This window comes from Cupriavidus sp. OTU4054 (assembly GCF_038440175.1).
Classification (GTDB): domain Bacteria; phylum Pseudomonadota; class Gammaproteobacteria; order Burkholderiales; family Burkholderiaceae; genus Cupriavidus; species Cupriavidus pauculus_D.
The window spans coordinates 200,211-226,324 of record NZ_JASATF010000004.1 but is presented as its reverse complement, the minus strand read 5'-3'; the positions used below and the strand labels follow the sequence as shown (position 1 = coordinate 226,324).

General features: G+C 67.4%; 19 protein-coding genes and 1 riboswitch. Of the genes, 12 read left to right on the top strand and 7 right to left on the bottom strand.

Annotated elements, in window-relative coordinates:
- The first annotated feature begins 4 nt into the window (after positions 1-4).
- Entirely contained in the window at positions 5-799 is a 795-nt protein-coding gene (locus AAHB16_RS07470; protein WP_342050513.1) for a TatD family hydrolase, read from the top strand.
- Positions 792-1,502 carry an ankyrin repeat domain-containing protein gene (locus AAHB16_RS07465; protein ID WP_150371592.1) on the top strand — a complete coding sequence of 237 codons (711 nt, stop codon included), beginning with the start codon at positions 792-794 and terminating at the stop codon, positions 1,500-1,502. Before AAHB16_RS07470 ends, AAHB16_RS07465 begins: the two co-directional genes overlap by 8 nt.
- Positions 1,503-1,511: 9 nt before the next feature.
- Here AAHB16_RS07465 and egtB read toward each other — a convergent pair whose 3' ends face one another.
- Both egtB and AAHB16_RS07455 read right to left on the bottom strand, forming a co-directional pair.
- The gene (gene egtB, locus AAHB16_RS07460; RefSeq protein ID WP_342050512.1) at positions 1,512-2,825 is read right to left on the bottom strand and encodes an ergothioneine biosynthesis protein EgtB; all 1,314 of its coding nucleotides are present in this window, start codon (positions 2,823-2,825) and stop codon (positions 1,512-1,514) included.
- Between the two features lie 155 nt (positions 2,826-2,980).
- Positions 2,981-3,601, bottom strand: a complete 621-nt coding sequence (locus AAHB16_RS07455) for an FMN-dependent NADH-azoreductase (RefSeq protein WP_150373754.1) — start codon at positions 3,599-3,601, stop codon at positions 2,981-2,983.
- Between the two features lie 133 nt (positions 3,602-3,734).
- Here AAHB16_RS07455 and AAHB16_RS07450 point away from each other — a divergent pair, with 133 nt between their 5' ends.
- The 3 genes from AAHB16_RS07450 to AAHB16_RS07440 all read left to right on the top strand — a co-directional run bounded on the left by AAHB16_RS07450 (position 3,735) and on the right by AAHB16_RS07440 (position 5,874).
- A complete protein-coding gene (locus AAHB16_RS07450; RefSeq protein WP_342050511.1) occupies positions 3,735-4,721 on the top strand; it encodes a LysR substrate-binding domain-containing protein in 987 nt (328 codons plus the stop codon).
- Positions 4,722-4,853: 132 nt separating this feature from the next.
- Positions 4,854-5,267, top strand: coding sequence for a DoxX family protein (locus AAHB16_RS07445; RefSeq protein ID WP_150371595.1), 414 nt, complete (start codon positions 4,854-4,856; stop codon positions 5,265-5,267).
- 37 nt (positions 5,268-5,304) lie between these two features.
- Positions 5,305-5,874 (top strand): DUF4136 domain-containing protein, encoded by a 570-nt coding sequence (locus AAHB16_RS07440; protein WP_342050510.1) that lies wholly within the window; start codon positions 5,305-5,307, stop codon positions 5,872-5,874.
- A gap of 6 nt (positions 5,875-5,880) precedes the next feature.
- Here the strand turns inward: AAHB16_RS07440 and AAHB16_RS07435 are convergent, their stop codons facing one another.
- Complete coding sequence (locus tag AAHB16_RS07435; RefSeq protein WP_342050509.1) at positions 5,881-7,128, bottom strand: EAL domain-containing response regulator; 1,248 nt, start codon at positions 7,126-7,128, stop codon at positions 5,881-5,883.
- A gap of 180 nt (positions 7,129-7,308) precedes the next feature.
- Here AAHB16_RS07435 and AAHB16_RS07430 point away from each other — a divergent pair, with 180 nt between their 5' ends.
- The 4 genes from AAHB16_RS07430 to AAHB16_RS07415 all read left to right on the top strand — a co-directional run bounded on the left by AAHB16_RS07430 (position 7,309) and on the right by AAHB16_RS07415 (position 17,409).
- Positions 7,309-12,510: a DNA translocase FtsK gene (locus AAHB16_RS07430; RefSeq protein WP_342050508.1), complete on the top strand. Its 5,202-nt coding sequence runs from the start codon at positions 7,309-7,311 to the stop codon at positions 12,508-12,510.
- Between the two features lie 40 nt (positions 12,511-12,550).
- Positions 12,551-14,041 (top strand): glycine betaine ABC transporter substrate-binding protein, encoded by a 1,491-nt coding sequence (locus AAHB16_RS07425; protein ID WP_446718074.1) that lies wholly within the window; start codon positions 12,551-12,553, stop codon positions 14,039-14,041.
- 132 nt (positions 14,042-14,173) lie between these two features.
- On the top strand, positions 14,174-15,496 hold the full coding sequence (locus tag AAHB16_RS07420) for a cytochrome c (RefSeq protein ID WP_150371600.1): 1,323 nt from the start codon (positions 14,174-14,176) through the stop codon (positions 15,494-15,496).
- A gap of 44 nt (positions 15,497-15,540) precedes the next feature.
- Complete coding sequence (locus AAHB16_RS07415) at positions 15,541-17,409, top strand: NAD(P)-binding protein (RefSeq protein ID WP_342050507.1); 1,869 nt, start codon at positions 15,541-15,543, stop codon at positions 17,407-17,409.
- Positions 17,410-17,425: 16 nt separating this feature from the next.
- Here AAHB16_RS07415 and AAHB16_RS07410 read toward each other — a convergent pair whose 3' ends face one another.
- From AAHB16_RS07410 to AAHB16_RS07395, 4 genes are all read right to left on the bottom strand, one after another.
- Entirely contained in the window at positions 17,426-18,898 is a 1,473-nt protein-coding gene (locus AAHB16_RS07410; RefSeq protein ID WP_342050506.1) for a PepSY-associated TM helix domain-containing protein, read from the bottom strand.
- A 3-nt stretch (positions 18,899-18,901) separates the two neighbouring features.
- Positions 18,902-21,070 carry a TonB-dependent receptor gene (locus AAHB16_RS07405; protein ID WP_342050505.1) on the bottom strand — a complete coding sequence of 723 codons (2,169 nt, stop codon included), beginning with the start codon at positions 21,068-21,070 and terminating at the stop codon, positions 18,902-18,904.
- Positions 21,071-21,156: 86 nt separating this feature from the next.
- A riboswitch (cobalamin riboswitch) is annotated at positions 21,157-21,424 on the bottom strand.
- Between the two features lie 119 nt (positions 21,425-21,543).
- Positions 21,544-21,987 carry a MarR family winged helix-turn-helix transcriptional regulator gene (locus AAHB16_RS07400; protein ID WP_342050504.1) on the bottom strand — a complete coding sequence of 148 codons (444 nt, stop codon included), beginning with the start codon at positions 21,985-21,987 and terminating at the stop codon, positions 21,544-21,546.
- 397 nt (positions 21,988-22,384) lie between these two features.
- Positions 22,385-22,927 carry a carboxymuconolactone decarboxylase family protein gene (locus tag AAHB16_RS07395; RefSeq protein ID WP_191002196.1) on the bottom strand — a complete coding sequence of 181 codons (543 nt, stop codon included), beginning with the start codon at positions 22,925-22,927 and terminating at the stop codon, positions 22,385-22,387.
- A gap of 143 nt (positions 22,928-23,070) precedes the next feature.
- Here AAHB16_RS07395 and AAHB16_RS07390 point away from each other — a divergent pair, with 143 nt between their 5' ends.
- From AAHB16_RS07390 to AAHB16_RS07380, 3 genes are all read left to right on the top strand, one after another.
- Positions 23,071-24,045, top strand: a complete 975-nt coding sequence (locus AAHB16_RS07390) for an AraC family transcriptional regulator (protein WP_342050503.1) — start codon at positions 23,071-23,073, stop codon at positions 24,043-24,045.
- A 125-nt stretch (positions 24,046-24,170) separates the two neighbouring features.
- The gene (gene ku / locus AAHB16_RS07385) at positions 24,171-25,103 is read left to right on the top strand and encodes a non-homologous end joining protein Ku (protein ID WP_342050502.1); all 933 of its coding nucleotides are present in this window, start codon (positions 24,171-24,173) and stop codon (positions 25,101-25,103) included.
- A 78-nt stretch (positions 25,104-25,181) separates the two neighbouring features.
- Entirely contained in the window at positions 25,182-26,054 is an 873-nt protein-coding gene (locus tag AAHB16_RS07380; protein WP_342050501.1) for a tetratricopeptide repeat protein, read from the top strand.
- The last annotated feature ends 60 nt before the right edge of the window (positions 26,055-26,114 follow it).

Genomic DNA, 26,114 nt, shown 5'->3' with positions numbered 1-26,114 from the left:
TTCCATGTTCGTCGATTCCCACTGCCATATCGATTTTCCCGACTTCGCCGACCGGCTGCCGCAGCTGCTCGAGAACATGCGCGCCAATCAGGTCACGCATGCGCTGTGCATCTCGGTGACGCTGGAAGACTTTCCGCGCGTGCTCGCGCTCGCGGAGCAGCATCCGAACCTGTATGCATCGGTCGGCGTCCATCCCGATCACGAGGAGGGCGAGGATCCGACGCTGGACCGCCTGGTCACGCTGTCGAACCATCCGCGCGTGGTCGGTACCGGCGAGACCGGGCTCGACTACTACCGCCTGAATGGCCGGACGATCGCGGACATGGAATGGCAGCGGGAGCGGTTTCGCACCCATATCCGCGCCGCGCGCCAGACGCGCAAGCCGCTGATCATCCATACGCGTTCCTCGGCCGACGACACGCTGCGCGTGATGCGCGAAGAGAATGCCGGCGAGGTCGGCGGTGTGATGCACTGCTTTACCGAGACCTGGGAGATCGCGCGCCAGTCGCTCGACGAAGGATTCCATATCTCGTTCTCGGGCATCGTCACGTTCAAGAGCGCGGCCGATCTGCAGGAAACCGCGCGCAAGGTGCCGCTCGAACGCATGCTGATCGAGACCGATTCGCCGTATCTGGCGCCCGTGCCGTACCGCGGCAAGACCAACGAGCCCGCCTGGGTACGCCACGTGGGCGAATTTATCGCCAAACTGCGCGGCATTCCCGTCGAGCAGGTAGCCGAACAGACGACGGAGAATTTTTTCAATCTGTTCAAGCATATAGACAGGAAAGCTCATGTTTGATGTGAAGTTTATTCGCCACGCCGCCGGTGCCAGTGTGGCCGTCGCCGCGCTGACGCTGGCCGGCTGCGCCGTGGCCACGCCCGCGTCCGACATGCGCAAGGCCGTGGAATTCGACGACGCGAACACCGTGCAAAAGCTCATTTCGCGCGGCGTGGATCCGAACCTCGTCGACGATCGCGGCAATCCGATGCTCGTGGTGGCGCTGCGGGAGAAGTCGAAGAAGGCGGCCGCGGCGCTGATCAAGGCGAAGAACATCGATTTCGACAAGACCAATCCGGCTGGCGAGAACGCGCTGATGATGGCCGCGCTGCAGGGGGACCTCGACTCGATCAAGCTGATGGTCGATGGGCAGGAAGCCGAGATCAACAAGAAGGGCTGGGCGCCGCTGCACTATGCGGCGACGAACGGCCATAACGACGTGGTGAAATACCTTGTCGACCATGCGGCCTATATCGATGCGGAGAGCCCGAACGGGTCCACGCCGCTGATGATGGCGGCGCGCGGCGGCCATATCGAGACGGTCAAGCTGCTGCTGGACGAGGGCGCGGACATGCGCCTCAAGAACCAGCAGGGGATGAACGTGATCGACTTCGCGCTGCTATACAACCAGAAGGAAATCGCGGACGGCCTGCGGTCGCGGTGGGTCAAGCTCTACAACACCGAGCCTCCGGCGCCGGTCAAGCCCGCGCCGCCCAGGCAGTAAGCCTGCGGCTCAGATATCGTCCGCCAGCCGGACACCGGTAAATTGCCAGCGCTGGTGGGGGTAGAAAAAGTTGCGATAGGTCGCGCGGATATGGGACTCGGGCGTGACGCACGACCCGCCGCGCAGCACCATCTGGCTGCTCATGAACTTGCCGTTGTACTCGCCGACCGCGCCGGCGCTCGGACGGAAGCCCGGATACGGCAGGTAGGCGCTGGCCGTCCATTCCCATACGTCGCCGAACATCTGGCGCAGCACGCCCGACGTGTTCTGGCGGTCCGGCAGCGGCCGCAGCGCGTGGCCTTCGACGAAATTGCCGGTCGGCGGCAGGTTGCGTACCGCGTGCTCCCATTCGGCCTCGGTCGGCAGGCGGCGTTCCGCCCAGCGCGCGAACGCATCGGCCTCGAAGAAGCTCACATGCGTGACGGGGCTGTCGGGATCGACGGGCTGCATCCCATGCAGCGTCATCTGCCACCACGTGCCTTCCCGTTCTTCCCAGTACGCGGGCCCCTGGATGCCGTGGTCGCAGACCCAGCGCCAGCCATCGGACAGCCATAGCCCGGCGCTCTGGTAGCCGCCGTCCTCGATAAACTCGAACCACTGGCGGTTGCTGACCGGATGCGAGCTCAGCTGGTACGGCTGCAGCAGCACGTTGTGGCGCGGGCCTTCGCAATCGAACGCAAAGCCGTCGCCGCCATGGCCGATGGCCACCACGCCGCCCGTAAAGCGGATCCACTCGGGGGCGGGACGCGGGTCGGCGATGACCGGGGCCGGTACGGCCGCCGCGTACGCGGGACGCAGCGGGTTCTGCGCGAACAGATGGAGGATGTCCGTCAGCAGCAATTCCTGATGCTGCTGCTCGTGATGGAGCCCGAGCGTGACGAGCGCGGCTTCCTCGTCGGTCTGGGCGTCGGCGAGCAGCGCCAGCATGGCCTCATCGACGGCCTCGCGGTAGGCGAGGATCTCGTCGAGCGACGGCCGCGTCAGCAGGCCGCGCTTCGGGCGCGGGTGGCGCGCGCCCACGGCCTCGTAATACGAATTGAATAGAAAGCGGTACTGCGGATCCACGGGTTCATAGTCCGGGATGCGCGCGGCCAGCACGAATTCCTCGAAGAACCAGGTCGTATGGGCCAGATGCCATTTGGCGGGGCTGGCGTCGTCCATGGACTGCACCGTGGCATCGGCATCCGACAGATCGGCGACGAGGGCCTCCGTGGCGGCGCGCACATGGCGATACTGCGCGGGCAGCGCGGGTTCCTGAGGCGGGTGGTGCAGGGGATTGCGATGAGGGTGTTCGGCCGCGGCAGGCAGCAGGGCTGAGGTCATGCAGGCTCCCGGGTTTCGGACTGGATTCCGAACCATCATAGTCTCGAACGCGCGCTGCGGCGAGCGGCGGGGATCCGGCTATGGCTGTAGGAGGATGCTGACGCGGAGGGGATGGGTCTCGGCCCCCTCGCGGGGGAGAGGGCCGGGGGCGCGGATCAGGCCGCGGCGCGGGTGGCGTCGTTGAGCGCGGCGATCGCGGTGCGGGCGGCATTCAGGCCGGCCTCGCGGGCTTCGTTACCCATGGCCAGGCCGTGGGCGCGCACGACGGTCACTTCGGGCACGCCGAGGAAGCGCAGCACCGTATCCAGCGTGATTTCGTGCAGGTCGAGTGCGTTCGGGTCCTGACGCACACCGCCGCGCGACGACACGACGATCGCGCGCTTGGCCTTGGCCAGGCCCACGGGACCGGTTTCGGTGTAGCGGAACGTGCGGCCAGCCTGCGCCACGCGGTCGATCCAGGCCTTCAGCTGGCTCGGGATGCCGAAGTTGTATTGCGGCGCGCCGATCACGATCACGTCGGCGGCCAGGAATTCGGCCAGCCACGCTTCCGTGCGTTCGAGTTCGGCTTGCTGGGCGTCGGTCAGGCCATCCTTCGGGCCGCCGAGCACGGGCAGCAGATGGTGCGTCAGGTGGGCCGGGGCGTCCTGGTCCAGGTCACGCACGGTCACGGTCGCGCCGGGGTTCTTGGCCACGAGGTCGGCCACCACGCTGGCGGTCAGGCCACGGGAAACGGAATTGTCGCCAAGGACGCTCGAATCGATTTGCAGGATGTTCAGCGGGGTGGTCATTTTGCGGCTCCACATCAATAGGTTGGATGCACGAAAGATAGCCATTGCCCATTGGTAGCGGTAGTGAGGCAAAATGGAAATTATCGTTCCACCAGTGCAACAGCCATTCCGATCCGCCCCCATGCAAGATCTCAACGACCTCTACCTGTTTGCCCAGGTGGTGCAGCACGGCAGCTTTTCCGGCGCAAGCCGGGCCACCGGGGTGCCAAAGTCGCGCCTGAGCCGGCGCATCGCGCAGCTGGAGAAGGACCTCGGCGTCCAGTTATTGCGCCGGACCACGCGTCAGGTGCGCGTGACGCCACTCGGCGAAGCGTTCTTCGAACGCTGCCGCGCCATGCTCGCCGAAGCCGAGGCGGCGCGCGAGATCGTGGCGCTGGCCCGGGAGCAGCCCTGCGGCCGGCTGCATGTGACCTGCCCCGTGGTGATCGCGCAGGTGATCCTTGCCCCGGCCATCGGCGGCTTTATGCAGGCGAACCCCGGCATTACGCTCGAGATCGAGGCGACCAACCGGCGCGTGGACGTGATCGGCGAGAACATCGACCTCGCGCTGCGCGTGCGCGACGTGCTCGAGGACTCGAGCCTGGCCGTGCGCACGTTCGGCAAGAGCCAGCTGATGCTCGTGGCCGCGCCGGCGTTGCTCGACAGCATCGGGCGGCCGCGCACGCCGCAGGCGCTGGAGGGCATGCCGGGCATCGGGCAGAAGCCCCACGAGGGGCGGCACGAGTGGACGCTGTTCGGCAAAGGCGGGCAGTCGGTGCACGTGGCCTACGAACCGAAGCTGATCAGCGACGAGTTCGCGCTGCTGCGGGAGGCTTGCCTGGCCGGCATGGGCGTGGCGATGCTGCCGCGCATGTACTGCCGGGACGAGATCGCGCGCGGAGATCTCGAGGTGCTGCTGCCCGAATACGATTTGCCGATGGGGGTCCTGCACGCGGTGTTTCCGTCGCGCAAGGGGGTCACGCATGCGCTGCGGCTGTTCCTCGACTTTCTCGGAGAGATCCTGCCCGAGAACGCCGAGCGGTTCGGCATGTTCAGCGTGCCGCCGTCGCCGGGCATGCATCGCGCCGTGACCGCCGGGCCCGCGGAATGGAACGCGCCGCCAGATTGAGCCTTTACCTTCACGCTGCCGCGCACTAAGGTACTTGTGCGAGGCGTCCAAGTGGGCGATGGCGCACCGGCAGTCTTCTCGCACCGGCAGTCTTCTTTCACGCGGCACGACATGCACAAGAGGGGAATGACGATGGCTCGTACGCAAGGCAGTCAGGATCTGGGCAAGTTCATCCTGCGCGTCGTGCTTGGCATTTTGATCCTGCTGCACGGGATCTCCAAGCTGATGGCGGGACCGGGATTCGTGGTGCAGGTGGTCACGCAGGCAGGCTTGCCGGAGTTCGTGGCCTATCTGGTCTACATTGGCGAAGTCCTCGCGCCGCTGTTGCTGATCGTCGGACTGTGGACGCGGCTGGCGGGGCTGATCGTCGCGGTCAACATGCTGTTCGCGCTCGCGCTCGTGCATGCGAAGCAGCTTGGCCAGATGGCCGATACGGGCGGATGGGCGCTCGAGCTGCAGGGCATGTACCTGGCGGCCGCCCTCGCGGTGGCGTTGCTCGGCGCAGGGCGTTTCAGCATCGGCGGCATCGACGGCAAATGGAATTGAAGGTTTCCCATCCACCTGCGCTGACTGGAGTGCCATCATGCTTGCGCGACTGCTCGCCTGCCTCACCTTGTCCCTGATGCTGGGGGCCTGTGCCACCGGGCCCGATATCCGCACGGACTTCAATCCCGCCACCAACTTCTCCGCGTATCGCACGTTCGGGTTTGTCGCGCACCCGGGCACCGACCGGCAGGGCTACGAGAGCCTGACCACGCAATACCTGAAGGTGGCGGTGCAGCGCCAGATGACCGAGCGCGGGTATCAGTACACGCAGCAGTCACCCGATCTGCTCGTCAACTTCAACGCGCGGCTGCGCCAGCGCATCGTGAGCGATCCGGCGCCGCTGCCGCCGCCGGGGTATATCGGCTATTACGGATATCGGGGCGGGTTGTACGGGCCGTGGCCGGGGTATGGCTTCTATAGCGATACCTACACGTATACCGAGGGTACGCTGAATATCGACCTCGTCGATGCGCGGAAGAACCAGCTCGTCTGGGAGGGCATCGCGCGGGGCGCGGCGGAAGAGGCCGATCCGCAGGCCAATCCGCAGGGGATCGACAAGGTGGTGGCGCAGATCTTTGCGAAATACCCGTTCCGCGCGGGGCAATAACCGCGGCTACGCGAGCGCGCTTGCCACGAAGGCCTCGAGCGGGAGCGGGCGCGACCACAGGTAGCCCTGGCCGAGATGGCAGCCGAGCGCCTGCAGCGCGGCGCGCTGGTCTTCCGTCTCGATGCCCTCGGCGATGCATTCGAGACCGAGGTCCAGCGCGAGCCGGATGATATTGCGGCAGATCACGGCGCGCTGGCTGTCCCCATTCACGCTCGAGACGAACGAGCGGTCCAGCTTGATCTGCGTAAAGGGCAGGTCCGCCAGCAGCTTGAGCGTGGCGATGCCCACGCCGAAATCGTCGATGGCCACCCCATATCCCATCACGCGCAGGCGGTTCAGCGCGACGGATAGCGCGACCGTGTCCGCGACCGGGAATCCCTCCGTCAGTTCCACGGTCAGCAGTCGGCGCGGCAGGCCCGCGGTGGCGACCATCCGTTCGAAGCGGTCGAGCACGCCGGGCCGGCATAGCGTCTGGGCGGAGGCATTCACGCCCAGCGGAATCTCCATGCCTGCCGCCAGGAGCCGATGCTGCACGGCGAGGCAGCGTTCGGTGGCGAGGAACAGGATGGGGTCGGCGGCGTCCAGCGCTTCGAGCCGGGGGATAAACAGGTCCGGCGCAATCCGGCCGAGCGTTGGATGGTGCCAGCGGCAGAGTGCTTCGGCGCCCGCGATGCGGTTCGTTGCGATGTCGAACTGCGGCTGCCACTCGATGTCGAAATGGCCGGCACTGGGGTTGGCGGGCTGGCTGTCCGCCACGCGCAGGGACAGCACGGCGGCGAGGATCGCGGCATCGTCGGGTGCGGCGGCTTTGGGCGGTGCGCCCGCGGCGGGCGGATCCTGATGGCGGACCAAGGCGTCGTCGATGACGGCAACGAGGGCCTCGCGTTGCAGCGGCTTGTGCAATGCGTGCACGCGGGAAAAGCCGATGGCATGCACGAGGTCGCGATGCGAATCGAGAATATCGTCGGCGAGCGCCGTGAGCCATGCCCAGACGGGCGGCGGGCCGGCCAGTGCGCCGGTGCCGCGGCGGCCCAGTTCGGCGATGAGCTCGGGACCGTTGGCCACGGGCATCTCGATATCGCAGAGCACCGCGTCGAAGGCCGTCGCGGCAAGGCGTTCGGCGGCCTCGAGGCCGTTGCCGGCAAAATGCAGATGTACGATGCCGAGTCCGCGCAGCAGGTCGGCGGCGACCGTTCGCTGGAACGGATCGTCATCGACCACGAGGATGCGCAGTTCGGCGGCGACAGGTGGCATGGGCGGCAGGGGAGGGGGGCTGCTTTCGATAGTACTCCATGGATTTACGCCCATCGGTCAGAGGCCGCAGATAGTGGTCTCTGCGATGTGCCGGTGCATTTTGGTTGCAAACTCATCGCAATCAACGCGGGCTTGCGGGGCACTTAACCGCTACAATCGCTGCCCGTAGTTTTAACGTAAATGGCGAACATGGGTTTGGGCTGGTTCGGATTGTCGACCTTGTGGATCGCGCCGCTTGTCTGGCGACTGGCGTTGCGCGTGATTGCGCGCGAGCGTCCGTTTTTTCGCGCGCCTTTCGGTCGCGGCATGCTGCGTGTCTGGCTTGGTACGGTGCTCGTGCTGGGCGTCAGCAGCGCGCTGGAAGCGCTGACCGGAGGCGATGGTGAAGGTGCGCTTGCGGGTGGCAGCTTCGGTCATGCGGCGGCGGGGCTGGCGACGAACCTCCTTGGATGGACGGCATCGCTGCTGATGATGCTGGCGGTGCTGGTGCTGGCGGCGCCGATGGTGTTTGGCGAGACCTGGGGCAGCCTGCTGCTGTTGCGCAAGCCGCGTGTGGCGGGCGATGACGATGCCGATGCTGGCGAGCGGACCGATATGTATCGCAGCGCGCGGCATGAGGCGCGGGAGAAGGCGGGGCGGAAGGTGCGTCCGGACGGGCGGGACACGCAGACGGCTGCGCAGACGGTTGCGCAGGCGGTTGCCCGGGCTGTGGCGAAATCGTCGGGGACTTCCGGTTCGCATGCGGCGGAGGGGGGCGCGTCTTCGCACACGGTAGGCGGCGCGCTGTCGTCGCTGTCGGGGTGGACGCCGGATGTGGCCGGCGGGGCCACGCGACACAAAGGTATCGAGGCGATCTCGGCGCGCAAGCAGCCGGCATGGCAGCCACCGCCGCGGACGCGGCAGTCGCCGCCGCAGCCGGGCGAGATCTGGATTCAGCATGCGGGGCCGGCGGAGGCCGTGCGGGCGAAAGCTTCGGCGCAGCCGGTGGCGGCGGCTGTTGGGGCGGGGGCGCCTGCGACGCGCGCGGCGTCGTCTCGTACGAGTGGCGTTGGTGTGCCGGTAGCACGGGGCGGCGCTGCCGCGCCGGCTGGCGCCACGACGTCGGCTGGCGCAGCGGCATCGGCTGCCGCTGCGGCGGCGCGCGGTACGGTGATCAGCAGCCCGTTCCGGAATCCGCAGGTCGGGATGCCGGCGCGCATTACGACGCTGCCGGGGGCACAGGCACGCGTGACGACACCGCCGGGGGCACGGCCAGGCGCTATGACGCCTCCTGCGATGCCGGCCGAGGCTGGCGGCTCTGGGGCTGCCGACGCCGCTATTGCCGCGCGGGCTGATGGCGCGGTTGCGACCTGGGCCGACGGAGCGGATACGAAGGCAAATGAGATTGCCGCTCAGGCAGGCGCGATGGGCGAGGCCGGCGGCTCGGCCGTTGCTGACGTCGCCATTGCGGCGCGAGCCGATGGCGCGGCTGTCCCTCGGGCCGATGGCGCGGTTGCCACGACAAATGAGATTGCCGCACGGGCCGGCGCGATGGGCGAGGCCGGCGGCTCGGCCGTTGCCGACGTCGCCGTCGCGGCGCGGGCCGATGGCGCGGTTGCCGCTCGGGCCGATCGCGCGGCTGCCCCGACAAACGAGATTGCCGCACCGGCAGGCGCGATGCGCGAGGCCGGCGGCTCGGCCGTTGCTGACGTCGCCATTGCGGCGCGAGCCGATGGCGCGGTTGCCACGACAAACGAGATTACCGCACCGGCGGGCGCGATGCGCGAGGCCGGTGGCTCGGCCGTTGCTGACGTCGCTGTTGCCGCGCGGGCCGAGGGCGGGGTTGCCGTTCGGGCCGACGGCGCGTATGCCGGGACGAATGAAATTGCCGCACCGGCGGGCACGATGGCCGGTGGCTCGGCCATTGCTGACGCTGATCTTGCGGCGCGGGCAGAGTCCGCATCGGCGGACGCCGCGCGCGGCGAGGACGCCATGGCGCTCGAGGCAATTCGTCGGGAGGCGCTCGAGTTGCTGACCGAGTTGCAAGAACTCGCGGCTCGCGCTGGCGCGCGGCAGATTGCGATGCCCGCAGTGGCCGCATCGGTTGCGGCAGAGCAGCCTGTGGCCGAGCCGGGCACGGCCCAGCCGGCCGTGGCCGTGACGGCCTCGGTCGAGTCGAATACGGTCGAGCCGGTTGTCGCTCAGGCGGGCCTGGCCGAGACGGCGTGGGTCGAGTCGAACGCGATCAAGTGGCCTGTAGCTGAGGCCGCCTTGGCCGAGGCGCCCATGGTGCCGCCGGCCATCGCTGCGACCGCCTTGGCCGAGGCAGGCGCGGTCGAGCCGGCGGTAACCGAGACGGCCTTGGTCGCGTCGAGCGCGGTCGGGATGGCTGTAGCTGAGGCGGCCTTGGCCGAGTCGGATGCCGTCGCGCCGGTTGTTGCCGAGGTAGGCTTGGTCCAGCCGGGCGCGGTCGAGCCGGTTGTCGCTGAGACAGGTTTGGCCCAGCCGGGTGCGGTCGAGCGGGCTGTCGCTGAGGCGGCCTTGGCCGAGCGGAGTGCGGTCGAGGCGGTTGTTGCCGAGGCGGGCTTGGTCCAGCCGGGCGCGGTCGGGCCGGTTGTCGCTGAGACAGGTTTGGCCGAGCCGGGTGCGGTTAAGAGGGCTGTAGCCGAGTCGGCATTGGTCGAGCGGAGTGCGGTCGAGGCGGTTGTTGCCGAGGTGGGCTTGGTCCAGCCGGGCGCGGTCGGGCCGGTTGTCGCTGAGACAGACTTGGTCGAGCCGGGTGCGGTTAAGAGGGCTGTAGCCGAGTCGGCCTTGGTCGAGCGGAGTGCGGTCGAGGCGGTTGTTGCTGAGGCGGGCTTGGTTCAGCCGGGCGCGGTCGGGCCCGTTGTTGCCGAGGCGGCCTTGGTCGAGGCGAGTGCGGTCGCGCCGGTTGTTGCTGAAACAGGCTCGGGCGCGGTTGAGCGGGCTGTCGCTGAGGCGGCCTTGGTCGAGCGGAGCGCGGGCGAGGCGGTTGTTGCTGAGGCGGGCTTGGCCGAGCCGGGTGCGGTTGAGAGGGCGGTAGCCGAGGCAGCCTTGGTCGAGGCGAGTGAGGTCGCGCCGGTTGTTGCTGAAACAGGCTCGGTCGAGACGGGTGCGGTTGAGCGGGCTGTCGCTGAGGCGGCCTTGGCCGAGCGGAGCGCGGTTGAGCCCGTTGTCGCCGAGGCGGGCCTGGTCGAGCCCGGTGCGGTGGCGCTGGACGTTGCCTCGCCGCGCGCGGGCCAGTCTGTTGGCGTGGCGCCGACTGCGGTTGGGCTGGCTGTTGCCGGGACGGCTGCGGCCGAGTCTGGTGTGGCGGGTGGCCTTGGCGGCAGGCCGGCTGTGGTGGAGTCCGTCGGCGCTGACGATGGTGCGCCGTTGGATGCCAATGCGCTCGTCGAGGCAGCGGCCGTGGCTGCCAAGCCGCGGATCGTGCTGCCGGCCGTGGTTGGCAAGACCGTGTCGCTGGCGCCGCCGGGGCAGCCCGGCTGGCAGGCTGCCTCTCGGCCGCAGCCGTCCGAGCAAGGGCAATCCCAGCCGGGGCTATCCCAGCCGGGGCTATCCCAGCAAGGGCTATCCCAGCAAGGGCTATCCCAGCAAGGGCTATCCCAGCCGGGGCTATCCCAGCAGGGGCTATCCCAGCAAGGGCTATCCCAGCAAGGGCTATCCCAGCAGGGGCTATCCCAGCAGGGGCTATCCCAGCAGGGGCTGTCCCAGCAGGGGCTATCCCAGCAGGGGCTATCCCAGCAGGGGCTATCCCAGCAGGGACTATCCCAGCAGGGACTGCGATCCGAGCAGCAAGTGCAAGGCGTGCAAGGGCTGCAAGGCGTGCAAGGGCTGGAAGGCGTGCAAGGGCTGGAAGGGGTGCAATTATCGAGTCCCCCTCCTGCCCCCCGCCCCCCCGTGGACTACCGCCTCCCCGGCGACGGCATCCTCGAACCCGCGAGCGAAGATACGCAGCAAGTCTCCGATGCCGATCTTCAGCAGACCAGCGAGCTCATCGCCCAGCGCCTCTCCGAATTCAAGGTACCCGTGTCCGTCGTGGGCGCCAGCGCCGGCCCCGTCATCACGCGTTTTGAAGTGGACCCCGCCGTCGGCGTCCGCGGCGCCCAGGTCGTCGGCCTCATGAAGGACCTCGCCCGTGCCCTCGGCGTGACCTCGATCCGTGTCGTCGAGACCATCCCCGGCAAGACCTGCATGGGCCTCGAGCTGCCGAACGCCAAACGCCAGATGATCCGCATCTCCGAGATCGTCAACGGCGACGCCTTCCGCGAGCACCCCTCGCATCTCGTGCTCGCGATGGGCAAGGACATCACCGGCAACCCGGTGGTCACCGACCTCGCCCGCGCCCCCCACCTGCTGGTGGCCGGCACCACCGGCTCGGGCAAATCCGTGGCGGTGAACGCCATGATCCTGTCGATGCTGTACAAGGCCACGCCCGAAGACGTGCGCCTGATCATGATCGACCCGAAGATGCTCGAACTGTCGGTCTACGAAGGCATTCCGCATCTGCTCGCCCCCGTGGTCACCGACATGAAGCAGGCCGCCCACGCGCTCAACTGGTGCGTCGGCGAAATGGAAAAGCGCTACCGCCTGATGTCCGCGCTCGGCGTCCGCAACCTCGCCGGCTACAACCAGAAGATCCGCGCCGCGCACGCCGCCGGCCGCAAGGTACCGAATCCGTTCTCGCTGACGCCGGACGCCCCGGAACCGCTATCCACGCTGCCATTGATCGTGGTGGTCATCGACGAACTGGCCGACCTGATGATGGTCGCCGGCAAGAAGATCGAAGAACTGATCGCGCGCCTCGCGCAGAAGGCGCGCGCGGCCGGCATCCACCTGATTCTCGCCACGCAACGCCCATCGGTCGATGTGATCACGGGCCTGATCAAGGCCAACATCCCGACGCGCGTCGCCTTCCAGGTCTCGTCGAAGATCGACTCGCGCACCATCCTCGACCAGATGGGCGCGGAAAGCCTGCTGGGGCAGGGCGACATGCTGTTCCTGCCGCCGGGCACCGGCTATCCGCAACGCGTGCACGGCGCGTTCGTCGCGGACGAGGAAGTGCACCGCGTGGTCGAGCACTGGAAGCAGTTCGGCGAGCCCGACTACGACGAGGCGATCCTCGCGGGCGATACCCCCGATGGCAGCGCCGCGGATATGTTCGGCGATGGCGGCGGCGATACCGAGTCCGATCCGCTCTACGACGAAGCCGTATCGTTCGTCGTGACTTCGCGCCGCGCGTCCATCTCGGCGGTGCAGCGCCAGCTGCGCATCGGCTACAACCGCTCGGCCCGCCTGCTCGAGCAGATGGAGGTGGCGGGACTGGTCTCGCCGATGGGCCGCAACGGCGCGCGCGAGGTCCTCGCGCCAGGCGGGGGAGACTAGGATCGTGCGACGCCTGGCGCTGCTGCTCGTGATTGCCGTGATTGGCCTGACCGTGCGTGGCGCCTGGGCACAGCCCACCGACGCCGGCACGCTACGCGTCGGATCGAAGCGGTTCACGGAGTCGTATATCCTCGGCGAGGTCCTGACGCAGACCGCGCGCACGCAGGGCGAGGCGCGGCACCTGCCGGGCCTCGGCAACACCGCCATCGTGTTCGAGGCGCTCAAGGCCGGCAGCATCGACCTGTATCCCGACTACACGGGCACGCTCGCCAACGAACTGCTGCGATTACCCCCGGGCGCGGATGTCGATGCGATCAACGCCGCGCTGGCGCCCATGGGCCTCGGCGCGGCCATTCTCTTCGGTTTCCAGAACACCTACGCGATCGCGGTCTCGGACAAGACGAACGCCCGCGTGCGCACGCTATCCGACCTCGCCCGCGAGCCCGGCCTGCGCCTCGGCCTCTCGCACGAATTCCTCGGCCGCGCCGACGGCTGGCCCGGCCTCGCGCGCCGCTACGATCTGCCGCAAAGGCCGATCGGCCTCGATCACGGCGTCGCGTACGAAGCGCTGGCGCAGGGGCAGGTCGATGCCATCGACATTTACTCGACCGACGCCAAGATCCACAAGTACCACCTGCGCGTGCTCACGGATCCGCTGCATTTCTTTCCGCCGTACGACGCGCTCGTCGTGTACCGGCTAGACGTGCCGCGCCGCTATCCGGCGATGTGGCGCGCGCTCGAAGGGCTGGCCGGCAAGATCCATGTCGACCAGATGATCGACATGAACGCGGCGGCCGAGATCGAGGGCGAATCGTTTGCCGCGGTGGCGCGCGAATTTCTCGCGGGCCGCATCGGCAATACGCTCGCCACGCCGGCCCCGCGCGCCGGCGACATGCGCGGCGACCTCGCGCGCACGCTGTTCGGCGCCGACACGTGGCGGCTGACGCAGCGCCATCTGGCGCTCGTGTTTGGCGCCGTGGGCGCGGCCATCGCCATCGGCGTACCGCTGGGCATCGTGGCCGACCGCCGGCGCCATATCGGCAAGGGCGTGCTGGCGCTCGTCAGCGTGCTGCAGACCATTCCCTCGCTGGCGCTGCTTGCGATATTGATTCCGCTGCTGGGCCGTATCGGCGTCTGGCCCGCCATGGTCGCGCTGTTCCTCTACGCGCTGCTGCCGATCGTGCGCAATACCTGCACGGGCCTCGAGCAGGTATCGCCGGGCATGCGCGCGGCCGCCAGCGCGCTGGGCTTTCGCCCGTTGCAGACGCTGCGGTATGTGGAGCTGCCACTGGCGATGCCCGTCATTCTCGCGGGTGTGAAGACCGCCGCGGTCATCAGCGTGGGCACCGCGACCATCGCGGCCTTCGTTGGCGCGGGCGGTTACGGCGAACGCATCGCCACGGGGCTCGCGCTCAACGACCACGTGCAGCTGCTGGCCGGCGCCATTCCGGCGGCGGTCATGGCGCTCGTCATCGAATGGGGATTCAGCGTGGTCGAGTATCGACGGCTGCGGCGGATGGTGCGTCGATAGCCGCGCATCATGGTGGCGAAATTCCTCGTCCCGGGATAAGCTCACGAACTATGCGCGATCGAAGTGCGATAAAGGCGCGATAAAAGCAATACCGAGACGTTATCCGCAGGTTAGCTACATATTCGTCCATACATGATCCATACAACGCTCTTGGGCGCTGCCGCCCGATGGCTGTTCTCCACCATCCTCGCCCTGCTGATCGTGCTCGCCTTTGCCGAACTGGCGCGGGCTGCCACGCCCGCCGACCAGATCGAACGCGGCCGGTATCTCGCGCGGATCGCCAATTGCGCGGCGTGCCATACCGGTAACGGTGGCGCACCGCTGGCCGGTGGTTTGCCGCTGCGCACGGGGGCGGGCACCGTCTATTCCACGAATATCACGCCGGACGCCGAGACCGGCATCGGGCGATATTCGCTGCAGGAGTTCGACCGCGCCGTGCGGCATGGTGTCGCGCGTGACGGCAAGCGGCTGTACCCGGCCATGCCCTACACGTCGTACGCGCGCATGACGCAGGACGATGTGGCCGCGCTGTATGCGTACCTGCGCGCGGAGGTCAAGCCTGTGCGACAGGCCGATACGCCTGCGCAGATGCGCTTTCCGTATAGCCAGCGGTGGCTGATGGTCGTATGGAACTGGCTGTATCTCGACGACAAGCCCGTGCGCGAGGATGCCGCGAAGGGCGTGGCATGGAATCGCGGCGCGTATCTCGTGCGCGCGGTGGCCCATTGCAGCGCGTGCCACACGCCGCGCGGCATGCTCTATGGCGAGAAGGGCGACGACGAGCGCAGCCGGCATTTTCTGTCGGGCGCGATCGTCGAGGGCTGGTCCGCCACGAACCTGACCGGGGACCAGCTGACCGGACTCGGCGCATGGTCGAAGGCCGAGCTGGCCGAGTATCTGCGAACCGGCCGCAATGCGCACGCCACGTCGTTCGGGCCGATGTCGACGGTCATCGCGACCTCCACGCAGTACATGGCCGATGCCGATCTCGATGCGGTGGCCACCTACCTCAAGTCGCTGCCCGGCGTGCGCGGCGAGAAGACGCCGTTCCGCTATGACCCCGCGGTGGCTGCCGAACTGGAACAGGGGCGCTTCGACCGGACCGGCGCGCGGCAGTATGCGCAGTTCTGCATGCCTTGCCATGGCGCGGGCGGCAAGGGCTTTGCGCGGGTGTTTCCGCCCCTGGCCGGCAATCCGACCGTGGTGGATCCCGATCCGTCTTCGCTGGTGAACCTGTTGCTCGATGGCGCGGTGACCGCGCGCGTCAGCACGGCGCCGACCGACTATCACATGCCTGGCTATGGCTGGACCATGGATGACCAGGAACTGGCCAATGTGCTGACCTTTATCCGCGGCAGCTGGGGCAATGCCGCCGCGCCAGTGCCGGAGGCCGCGGTGGCGGCGCGACGGTCCGCGATGGGGATGCGGGCGGCCACGGCGGCGCACGCGCGATAACCACACCGAGAGACACACCGCGACAACGAGAGACACACCGCGTCATGACCATCACCCGCAGGGATTTTCTCAATGGCACCGCGCTGACGATCGCGGCCGGCCTCGCGCCGTCCGCGCTGCTGCGCGCGGCCGAAGCCGGCGCGGCCCAGGCGTCGTATCCGCCGGCGCTGACCGGCCTGCGCGGCAATCATGCGGGCACGTTCACGCTCGCCCATAGCCTCGCGCGCGAAGGCGCGACCTATCCCGCCGTGCTGGCGCAGGAAGCGTATGACCTCGTGGTCGTGGGCGGCGGGCTCAGCGGGCTCGCGGCGGCCTGGTTCTATCGCCGCAAGTTCGGCCCGAAGGCGCGCATCCTGATTCTCGACAATCACGACGATTTCGGCGGCCATGCCAAGCGAAACGAATTCACGGTGCGCGGACGCAAGCTCGTGACGTATGGCGGCAGCGCCGACATGCCGGCGAGCGCGGCGGGCAATGCCGCGGTGCGCGCGCTGCTGGCCGGGGTCGGGCTCGATGCCGCGCGCGCGCCGGCGCAGCCGCAAACGCCGTTCGGTGCGCTCGGCATGGGCCGCGCGGTGTATTTCGATGCCGACCATTTCGGGCAGGACCGCCTCGTCGCGGGCGATCCGTTTGCGGACCTGATCGGCGCGCGTGCGGGTGGAGGGCAGCCGCCCATGCCCGATGCATGGCAGAAGCATCTGGATGCCGCCCCGTTGAGCGTGCAGGATCGCGCCGCGTTGCGCAGGCTGGCGGACGGCGGTGTCGATTATCTGGCCGGTATGGCAGCCGGCGACCGTACGGCCTATCTCGCGCAAACGCGGTATGCGACGTTCCTGCGCGAACGGGCGGGCCTCGGTCTTGGCGGCCTGCGTTTTCTGCGCAGCCGCAGCAACGATGCCTATGCGCTCGACGCCGACGGTATCTCGGTTGGCGAGGCGATTTCGATCGGTCTGCCGGCCGGGGCCGGCATGCCCGCGCCGGCGCTCGACCCGCGTCTTGGCAAGTCGCCGGCGTCGCGGCTGTGGTTTCCCGACGGCAATGCGTCGCTCGCGCGGCTGCTCGTGCGCGATCTCGTGCCCGGCGTGGCGTCTGCTGGCAAGGCCGAGGACATCGGACGCGCGGCGTTCGACTATGGCCGCCTCGATCGCGAGGGCAACGCGGTGCGCGTGCGGCTGGAGGCCACGGCGATCGCCGTGGAGCCCGATACGCGCATCACACGGGTCACCTATGGCTGGCGCGGCAATCTGCATCGCGTGGAAGCGCAGCATGTGGTGCTCGCGGGCTACAACATGATGATTCCATTCATCCTGCCGACACTGCCGGCGGCGCAGAAGGATGCGTTGCGCGCGGAGGTCAAGGCGCCGTTGATCTATACGAAGGTGGCGCTCGACCACTGGCGTGCGTTTGCCGCGCTCAAGGCGTGGCGGATTCATGCGCCGGCGATGGCGTACACGGACCTGTGGCTGGAACCGCCGGTGGCTGCCAGCGCGTCGGCGGTCGCGACGCCCGACGATCCGGCGGTGCTGCATATGCTCTATGTGCCGACCGTGCCCGACAGCGGCATGAGCGTGCGCGAGCGGTTCCGCGCGGGCCGCGCGTTGCTGCTCGGCACGCCGTACGACGAACTCGAGCGCGGCATCCGCGCGCAACTCGACCGCATGCTCGGCGCGGGCGGCTTTGCGTCGCGCGATGTGGTGCGGGGGATCACGGTCAATCGGTGGGCACATGGCTACAGCTATATGCCGGGCACGCTGTCGCCCGACGATGCCGCGCTGCAGACCGCGTTGGCGCAGGCGGGCAAGGGCATCGGCAACGTGCGGATTGCCAATAGCGACAGCGCGGGGAGCCCATCGCTGACCGCGGCCGTGGAACAGGGGTGGCGCGCGGTAGACGGATTGGTCGCGGTCGGCTGACCGATCGCCTACCTGACTAGCTGACCTTCCGTTTCAACCGTCGGTAGCCCACTACGATGCCGCTGACCGACATCGCCGCGCCGATCAGCGACAAGATCCACATCACCACGTCCCACGCGGGCCGGTAGCGCAATAGCGCATTGAAATCCCAGCTGTGCGCCGCATGAAACAGCCATCGGTAGAGCCGCCGGTTGTTGTCCGAGCGGCCGGCCACGAGGCCCGTGGACGGGTCGATATAGGCCCATGTGCGCGCCGCATCGTCGAACCGTACGCGCAGTACCGGCAGCGCGCGCGGCGCGTGATGGCGGTACCAGTACAGATCGTCCTCGTGCTGGAGCGTGCCGTCCACGACGTGAGCGTCGGGCACCAGCATTGCCGCCGCGCGTACCAGTTCGCCCAGCGGCCACGTCACGGGCGCGCCCGTGGTCGCGTCCAGCGTATGCGTGCGGCCAAGGCTGTCGCCAGCCAGCACCTGCGCACGTCCGGCGACCCATATCATGCGGAGCTCGCGCGCATCGGGCACGCGGGCCGCGATCTCGCGCCATGCGGGTTCCGGAAAGCTCGCCGCGCCATGGCCCGCATAGCGCTGCTGCGCGGCCTCGTCGAACGCCCGCGCGTTGAACCACTGGTTCGGATTGACCGACAGCCAGCCGCTCACGAGCCAGAACACGAGGAACAGCGCACCGGCCAGTCCGGCCACGTGGTGCCACGCCATCCATCCGTGATAGGGCGACACGCCGCCCACGTTCCCATGCGCAAAGCGGCGCCGCACGCGCAGCCGCAGAATGCCGATCCAGATTCCCGTCAGCGCTACCACCACGCACGGCCCCGAGGTCCACAGCACGACCTGCCGCCACAGCGGCGGATCCTTGCGGATGGGCGTGAAGTACAGCCAATGCGGCACGGACCCGAGCCAGTTCCAGAAGCGCTCGGCGCGATGCGTATCGCGCATGACCTCGCCGGTCCGCGCGGAAACATAGAGTTCGGTACCGAGGCCATCGTCGATGGCGATGCGATGCAGCGGCCGCCATGCGTTGAGGCCGTTCGGCACGGTCCACTGGTCGCGCTCGGCGGTCTCTATCCACCGCGACGAAGCATCGGGCACATCGGCAAATCGCGCCGCGATCGCGCGCGCGGTTTCCGCATCGACGCGCTCGATCCGCGTGCCATCCGTCGCGTCGACCGTATGCGGCCGCCCCTGGCGGTCCACGATGCGATAGACCGCGCGGTCGCCAGCCATCTCGAGGCGCAGGCTGCGGGGAAACGTGCCGATGCCGGCCGTCAGCAATGCGGCGTTTGGCGTAACGGAGGGCGGCGCGGCCATGCCAAGCGGCGGCAACCCGGCCATGCGTTCACCGTCCGTCAGCGACGGAAACGCGACGTACATCATGACGACGCCCGACACGAACCACATCGCGATCAGCACGCAGCCGGCAATGCCCATCCACCGATGGATCAGATAGAGCCAGCGGCGCAAGGTATGCCACATGCGTCAGAAGTAGAAGTTGGCCGACAGCTCCGCCGAGCGCGGCCGGCCAAGCAGCCATTGCTGGCCCCCGTTGGCCACCGCCTCGGCATAGTCGCGATTGAACAGGTTGTACACGCGCAGCGAGAGCGCGGCCTGCTTCGTCACGCGCCACGACAGCACCGAATCCACGACGGTATAGCTCGGCACGCGCACCGTGTTCGCATTGTCGGCGTAGCGGCCGCCGACATAGCGCAGGCCCGCGCCGAATTGCCACCGCGGCAGGAACGCCCACGTCAGCCATGCATTGGCCGCCTGCTGGGGGGCGCTCGTCGGGACGTTGCCCGCGCGCGAGACCAGTCGGCCGCCGACCGATTCGTTGAAGTCCTCGTACCGCGCGCGCAGCACCGTGCCGTTGACGTCGAGCCGCAGTCCACGCACCACCTCGATGCTTGCCGACGCTTCCAGCCCGCGCGACGACTGCTCGCCGACCTGCTGCACGATCGTGGGGTTCAGCGGATCGCGCGAGAGCAGGTCGTTCTTGCGGATCTCGTACGCCGCGAACGTCCATTCGCCGCGCTTGTTCCAGAACGACTGCTTGACGCCCACCTCGGCCTGCCTGCCCGTGGCGAGATCGAAATTGCGCTGCGCATCGGACGTGGTGACCAGCGCGCCGAGCGGATCGGTTGCCGTCGCGTACTGCGCGTACACGGCAAGGTCCGGCGTGAACTGGTACACCGTGCCCGCGCGCCATGTGGTGTTGGCGAAGGTCTTGTCCCAGCCCGTGCCGGCGATCAGATCGTTACGCGTGAAGTCGGCATGGTCGAAGCGCACGCCGCCGATGATCGACCATTGCTTCGTCAGCGCAATGCGATGCTCGCCGAACAGCGCGTACTGCGTGGTGTGCGTGCGGTAACGCGGCGTGGTGAACACGCCCGGCGGGCTGAAGAATATGCCGGGGTTGAAGTTGTACGCATCGACGACCGACGACCCGCCATACGGCGAGTTGTTCGTGTGCGTGAAGTTGATGCGGTTGACGTCGAAGCCGACCGTCGTCGTATTGTCGAGACCGAACAGCCGGCTCTTAATGGTCAGGTCCGCGCGGTCGCCCACCTGTTCCTGGTCGTGCAGGATCTCGAGGTAGTCGGTGCGGCGCACCTGTCCCGTCGCGGGCAGATAGGTGTAGGTCTCGCTGTCGCGCCAGTGACGCTGGCTCGTCAGGTAGTAGAACTGGTTGCGCACCGTGACACGCTCGTTGGGCGTCCATTCGGCGGCCAGCCGCGTCCAGCGGTCGCGGTACGTGATATCGGCATCGGCGACGTTGTAGTTCTTCTTGCGCAGCGAGCGATCGAGGCTGCCATTGACGAGCGGCGTACCGAGGTACTCCATCGGATGCTGGCTGCCATCGTCGTACGAGAGCGTCAGGTTGAAATCGCGCGAGACGTCCAGGCGGACAGCCGCGGAGACCATGAGGTTGCGCGAGTCGCCGCGATCGACCCAGCCGGCCGAGCGGTTATACGCGGTGGCAAAGCGGTAGGACAGGTTCTCGTTGACCGTGCCGCCGCTGTCGAAGGCCACGCGCGCGGTCTTCTGCGAGCCGCCGGTAATCTGGAGCTCGTTCTGGATGGGACCCGAGAACGGCTTCTTGGGTACGACGTTGATCACGCCCCCGATCGCGCCTTCGCCGTACATCACGGAGGCCGGGCCGCGCAGGATCTCGATACGGTCGGCCGACCAGGTGTCGAACGGGAACGTGACCGTGCCCGCGCCCACATAGAGCCGTGTGCCGTCGTAGAGCTGCATGACCGAGCCCTGGCCGGCAAAGCCGCGCGCGGCGAGGGCGGTGCCGCCGTTGCCCGGCGCCGGGTTGGCCGTAATGCCGGTGGCGCGCGTCACGGCCTCGCGCACGGTCTGGTCGCCGCGCTCGCGAATGGTTTCGCCGGTCAGTACTTCGACGCTGGCGGGCGTTTCCATCGGTGTGAGGCCCAGGCGGCTGCCGGTGGTTTCCGGCGTCGTCAGCGCGAGGCCGGGATAGGCGGACTCGCTGACCACGACCGCGGGCAATGCCGCATCCTGCGCCGCGGCGTTCTGCGGAAGCTGCAGCGCGGCAATGACGCCCAGCGACAGCGTGGAGACGGCGAGCCCGCGTGGCTGCGCGGCGAATGGGTACCTGCGGGGATCCCGGCAGGTGGGCATGGCCGCGCGCGGGCGGCCTATTGCCTGAACGGCGTGAATGGCGTGGCGTTTCATCGAATGCCGGGCGACCCCGCCCGTGCGGTCTGGAACGATGATGACCACAGGCCGGTATCCGGGCTTGCAGGCTGGGTCCCATGTGGGTCCCGGGATAATCGCCGCCTTCCCGCGCGGTGATTTGCCGTACAGTGACTGCCGTCCGCGATCGACGCGGCCAGCGTGGCGATATCCTGATCCTGCTTACCGTTGCGGGGGCAGCACAGGCATTACCGTTTGGCCTGAGGGCAAAGACGGTTCACCTGTTTCCCGTTTAACCCATGCAAAAACGGCATGGGCACCTGCAATCGCTGATCGCGTGCGGTGCATTAGCGCGCGATTGGCGCGCATTGTACTGGGATGCAGACGTTTTGCGTGGGAATTATTGAGGCGCCGCGCCGTGGGGGCAAAAGAGCAGGCGGGCGCCGGGTCCTACGAGGTCATTGATGCCGCGTCGCGAATTTCTGCAGCAGGCGCCCGAATTCCGCGAATTCGGTATCGGAGAACGCCTTTAACCGTTCATTGAGCACTTCCGGCGCAATCTCGGGAATCTGCTCGGCCACGGCTCTTCCCTTGTCGGTCAGTTCCAGATTGACCACACGGCGATCGTCGATACTGCGGCTGCGGGCGAGGAGACCTTTCTCTTCGAGCTTGTCCAGCATCCGCGTCATCAGGCCGCTGTCGATGCCGAGCATCTTGCTGATTTCGAACGGGGTGGAGGCGGCCCCCCGCATCAGCGTCATGAGAATGCCCATTTGCTGGCCATTGATGTCGAGCGGACGCAATGCGCAGTCCATTTCCATCAGCAGGCAATTTCGGGCCTTGTTTAAGTGAAAGCCAATGCTCTGTGTGAGCAGAAAGTTATCCCTGTTGTAGTGTTTCACGGCGTCATCCCCTGAGGTCAAAGGCGGATTTTCTTCTGATCGACCTCGAATTGATGAACCGGGCCGCTATATCAGATTGTGACCAAACGGTTTGGACGGCGGACCGCCAGACGTTGTCACGCTTGACGATGGCATCCGCGACAGCATCGTCACGACTATTTTGATCGTGACTTTAAGAAAAGTGAATTAAATTTTATTGTGATACGTATTAGATACAATTTAACTGGCGATTTTGTTGACTTAAGTGCATTCCCCCCGAATGGGTGAATAATCGAAATTTAATGTTTGGACATAATGAGAATATCTTATCTGTGCCGTTTGCCAGATGATTCGGGAAAACCCGCGCCCGCCATTCCGGGGTACGAAATATGCGGGGCGCGGGTCGCTCACACCTGGATCAAATCGCCGGCGCGGCCGGGAAGTCCAGCGTGGTGTCGTTGACGCGATTGATCATATTCGTGAACAGGATCGCGCTGATGGCCTGAATCGCTTCCACAATCTGGCGGTCATCGTAACCGGCCGCCTTGACGCGCTCGACCGTTGCCGCCGGCACCGTGCCACGCGTGCTGACGATTTCCACCGCGAAATGCACCAATGCGTCGATCCTGGCGTCGTCCGGGAAGCTGCCCCGGCGCAGTTGCTGGGTCTGCTCGACCGTATAGCCGGACATCTTGCCGGTCAGCGTATGGGCGGCCAGGCAATAATCACATTCGCTGACTTCGCTGACGGACAGGTTGATGGCCTCGAGTTCACGGGCGGACAGCGTGCCTTGCTTGAGCACCTGGCCGGTGCCCAGCGCATTGGCCAGTACGGCGGGAGCATTGGTGCCGATGGTGGCATAGGCGTTCGGCACCTTGCCGACGGCCTTCTTGATGGCGGTGAACAGTTCGGCGGTCTGGCCGGTGGCTTCGGTAACGGCGATCGTTTGAAGACGGGACATGATGAATTCTCCTGGTTGCGTTGGGTTGCGCGCTTGGTTGGTGTGCGGCGCTTCCTTGGACTCAATAGTAGGCCCCCAGTCGAAGCGAATGAGTTAGAATCGGCGCAACTTTTTGCTCGATCGTCTCACCGACGCCTTGTCTCATGGATTCGCTCAGCGACTTCGTTCGTTTGTTGTCCCCATCCGGCACGGTCGATCTGCAGTGCCGCGTGGCCGGTGCCTGGTCCGCGCACAACGAGCAGGCGGCGCCGGGGCACGTGCCTTATCACGTGATTCTCGATGGCAATGCCGAACTCGCGGTGGGCCGGGAGGTCGTGCGGCTCGTGGCCGGCGACGTATTGCTGTTTCCGCACGGCGCCGCGCATACGTTGCGCGCGATGCACCGTGGCGCGCGGCAGGCGCCGACGCTGAGCTTCAATGGAGTGGTGACGGAGGTTCTGGTAGAGGGCGCCGCGGAACCGCTCAACATCCTGTGCGGCACGTTTATCCTCAGTCCGTCGTCCACGCTGCTGCTGCGCACGTTGCCCGAGTACCTGCATGTGCCGACCGCGTCGGCCAATGGAGGCAATGGGGGTGCCAATGCGGGTGCCAATGCGGGGGATAGTGGCTGGCTCCGCGGGCTGATCGGCATGATGCATGCCGAAGCCAGCATGCCGCGCCCCGGCAGCGCCGCGATCGTGGCCGATCTCTCGACGGCGCTGTTCACGGTACTCATGCGCACGATCATGTCGCGCGGTAGCGTGGCCCACACGCTGTTTGCGCTGCTGGCCGATGCGCGGCTCGCGCCCGCCATCGAGGCGATCGTGCGCGCGCCGGAACAGGCGTGGACGCTCGAGGGTATCGCCGCCGTCTGCAATATGTCGCGTGCCACGCTCGCGCGCCATTTCACGCAGGTGGGGGGCGTGACCCCGCTCGAACTCGTGACGACGCTGCGCATGGACCGCGCGGCGCGGCTGTTGCGCGAGGGCAACCTGTCGGCGGCCGCGGTCGCGGAGCAGTGCGGCTATGCCTCGCAGGCCGCGTTCGGCAGGCTGTTCGCGCAGCACTTCGGGGTGGCGCCGGGCGCGTTCCGGCGTGCCGAACGCGATCGCCGCGCGGTGGCGGCAGCGGGGGGCTGAACGTAGGCAGGCGGTGCCGGAGGCACTTGCCTTGTCAGCGTACGTCCGCTGGCGGGCTCGCGTGGCGCGGACTAACCTTCAGGAACATGTCGTTTCGTGGTCTTGCGTCATTGGAGGAGATACCCATGGCGGCCCGTTCCATTGCATCGCTGTCCATCAGCTTCGGTCTCGTGTCGATTCCGGTGAAGGTCTATTCGGCCACGGAAAGCAAGTCGGCCATCGGCTTCAATCTGCTGCACAAGGGCTGCGGCTCGCGGCTGCGGCAGCAGTACATCTGCCTGAAGGAAGGCGTGGTCGTCGACCGCGCGGACATGGTCAAGGGGTACGAGTTCGAGAAAGACCGCTATGTCACGTTTACGCCCGAGGAGCTCGACGCGCTCGAAGAGGCGGCCCAGCAGACCATCGACATCGTCGCATTCATGCCGATCGATGCGATCGACCCGATCTACTTCGACAAGGCCTACTACCTCGGCCCCGACAAGCGCGGCGCCAAACCGTACAACCTGCTGGCGGAGGCCATGCGCGAGAGCGGCACCTGCGCACTGGCCAAGTGGTCGTGGAAGGGCAAGCAGTACATGGTGCAGATTCGCGTGGGCGAGGACGGCCTGATCCTGCAGCAGCTGCTCTATGCGGACGAGGTGCGGTCCATGGCGGACCTGCATGTCGAGCGCACCGATGTGCAACCCGCCGAGCTCGCGCTCGCGCAGCAGCTGATCGAACAGAACTCGGTCGAGGGCTACGATGCGTCGGCCTATGTCGACGAGGAGAAGCAGCGCATCCTGGAACAGATCGACAAGAAGATCGCGGGCAAGAAGATTACCGTGGCGGCCGAGGCGCCTCCCGCGGCCGGTGGCGAGGTGATCGACCTGATGGAGGCGCTGCGCAAGAGTATCGGCGCCAACAAGCGGCAGCCCGCGGCGAGTCTGGGCGGCAAGGCGGCGGGCGGCAAGGCGGAGAAGGGCGATGCCGTGGAGAAGACCGCGGCGCCGCGCAAGACCGCGAAGCGCGCGGTGGCGCCGGCACCGGCGGCCGCGCCGAAGCGCGCCGCGCGCAAGTAGGCGAACGTCGAATGCCCACGCCAACGCGCCCACGCACCAACGCGCAAACGCCAACGATGAGGGAGAACTGACCCGGCAATGGATGCCTACACGATGCGCGACGTCCAGGCGCTGCTCGGCATTTCGCGCACGGTCGTCACGGCGTTGATCGCGGCTGGCGTGGTGGCCCCGCGGCGCGGGCCGCGGCGCGAGTATCGCTTTACGTTCCAGGACGTGGTGCTGTTGCGCACCGCGCAGTCGCTGCGCGCGTCGCATGTGCCCACGCGCCATATCACGCGTTCGCTGCGCCGCCTGCAGGAACTCGGGCAGCAGGGGCGTCCGCCAACGGGCCTGCGCGTGGCGGCCGCGGGGCGGGACGTGACCGTGCGCGACCGGCAGGGCCAGTGGCAGGTGGACACCGGGCAGTTTGTGCTCGACTTCGATGCGCGGCAGGAGCGGGCGGCGGCGGGCGAGGGCAAGGTGCTGGTGATGCAGCGCTCGGCCGGGCCGGGCGCCTGCGCACCGACGGACGCAGTGGATCTCGAGGGCGCGGACGGGCTCGACGCCGCGACCGAATTCGCACGTGGCGTCGATCTCGAGGCCCACGCGCCCGATGCGGCGCGCGTGGCGTATGCCCGCGCGATCGCCGCGGATCCGGCGTTCCTCGACGCCTACCTCAACCTCGGTTGCCTGCTCTGCGACGGCGGCTGCTTCGAAGAAGCAATCCTGCTCTATCGCGCCGCGCTGCATCGGCTGCCCGATCATCCCGTGCTGCACTTCAACCTCGGCGTGGCCCTCGAGGACGCCGGCGCGCAGCGCGAGGCACTTGCGAGCTATCACGCCTGCATCGACCTCGCGCCGGACTTTGCCGATGCCCATTACAACGCGGCTCGCCTGCATGAGGCCCTAGGCGATCCCCACCGCGCGATTCGCCACTACAACCAGTACCGCAAGCTCGAACCTACCGCGTGATATGACGCGTTTCGCGCATATTTGCCAATTTGTTGCGTTGTAGGACGCCAGCGGACATCG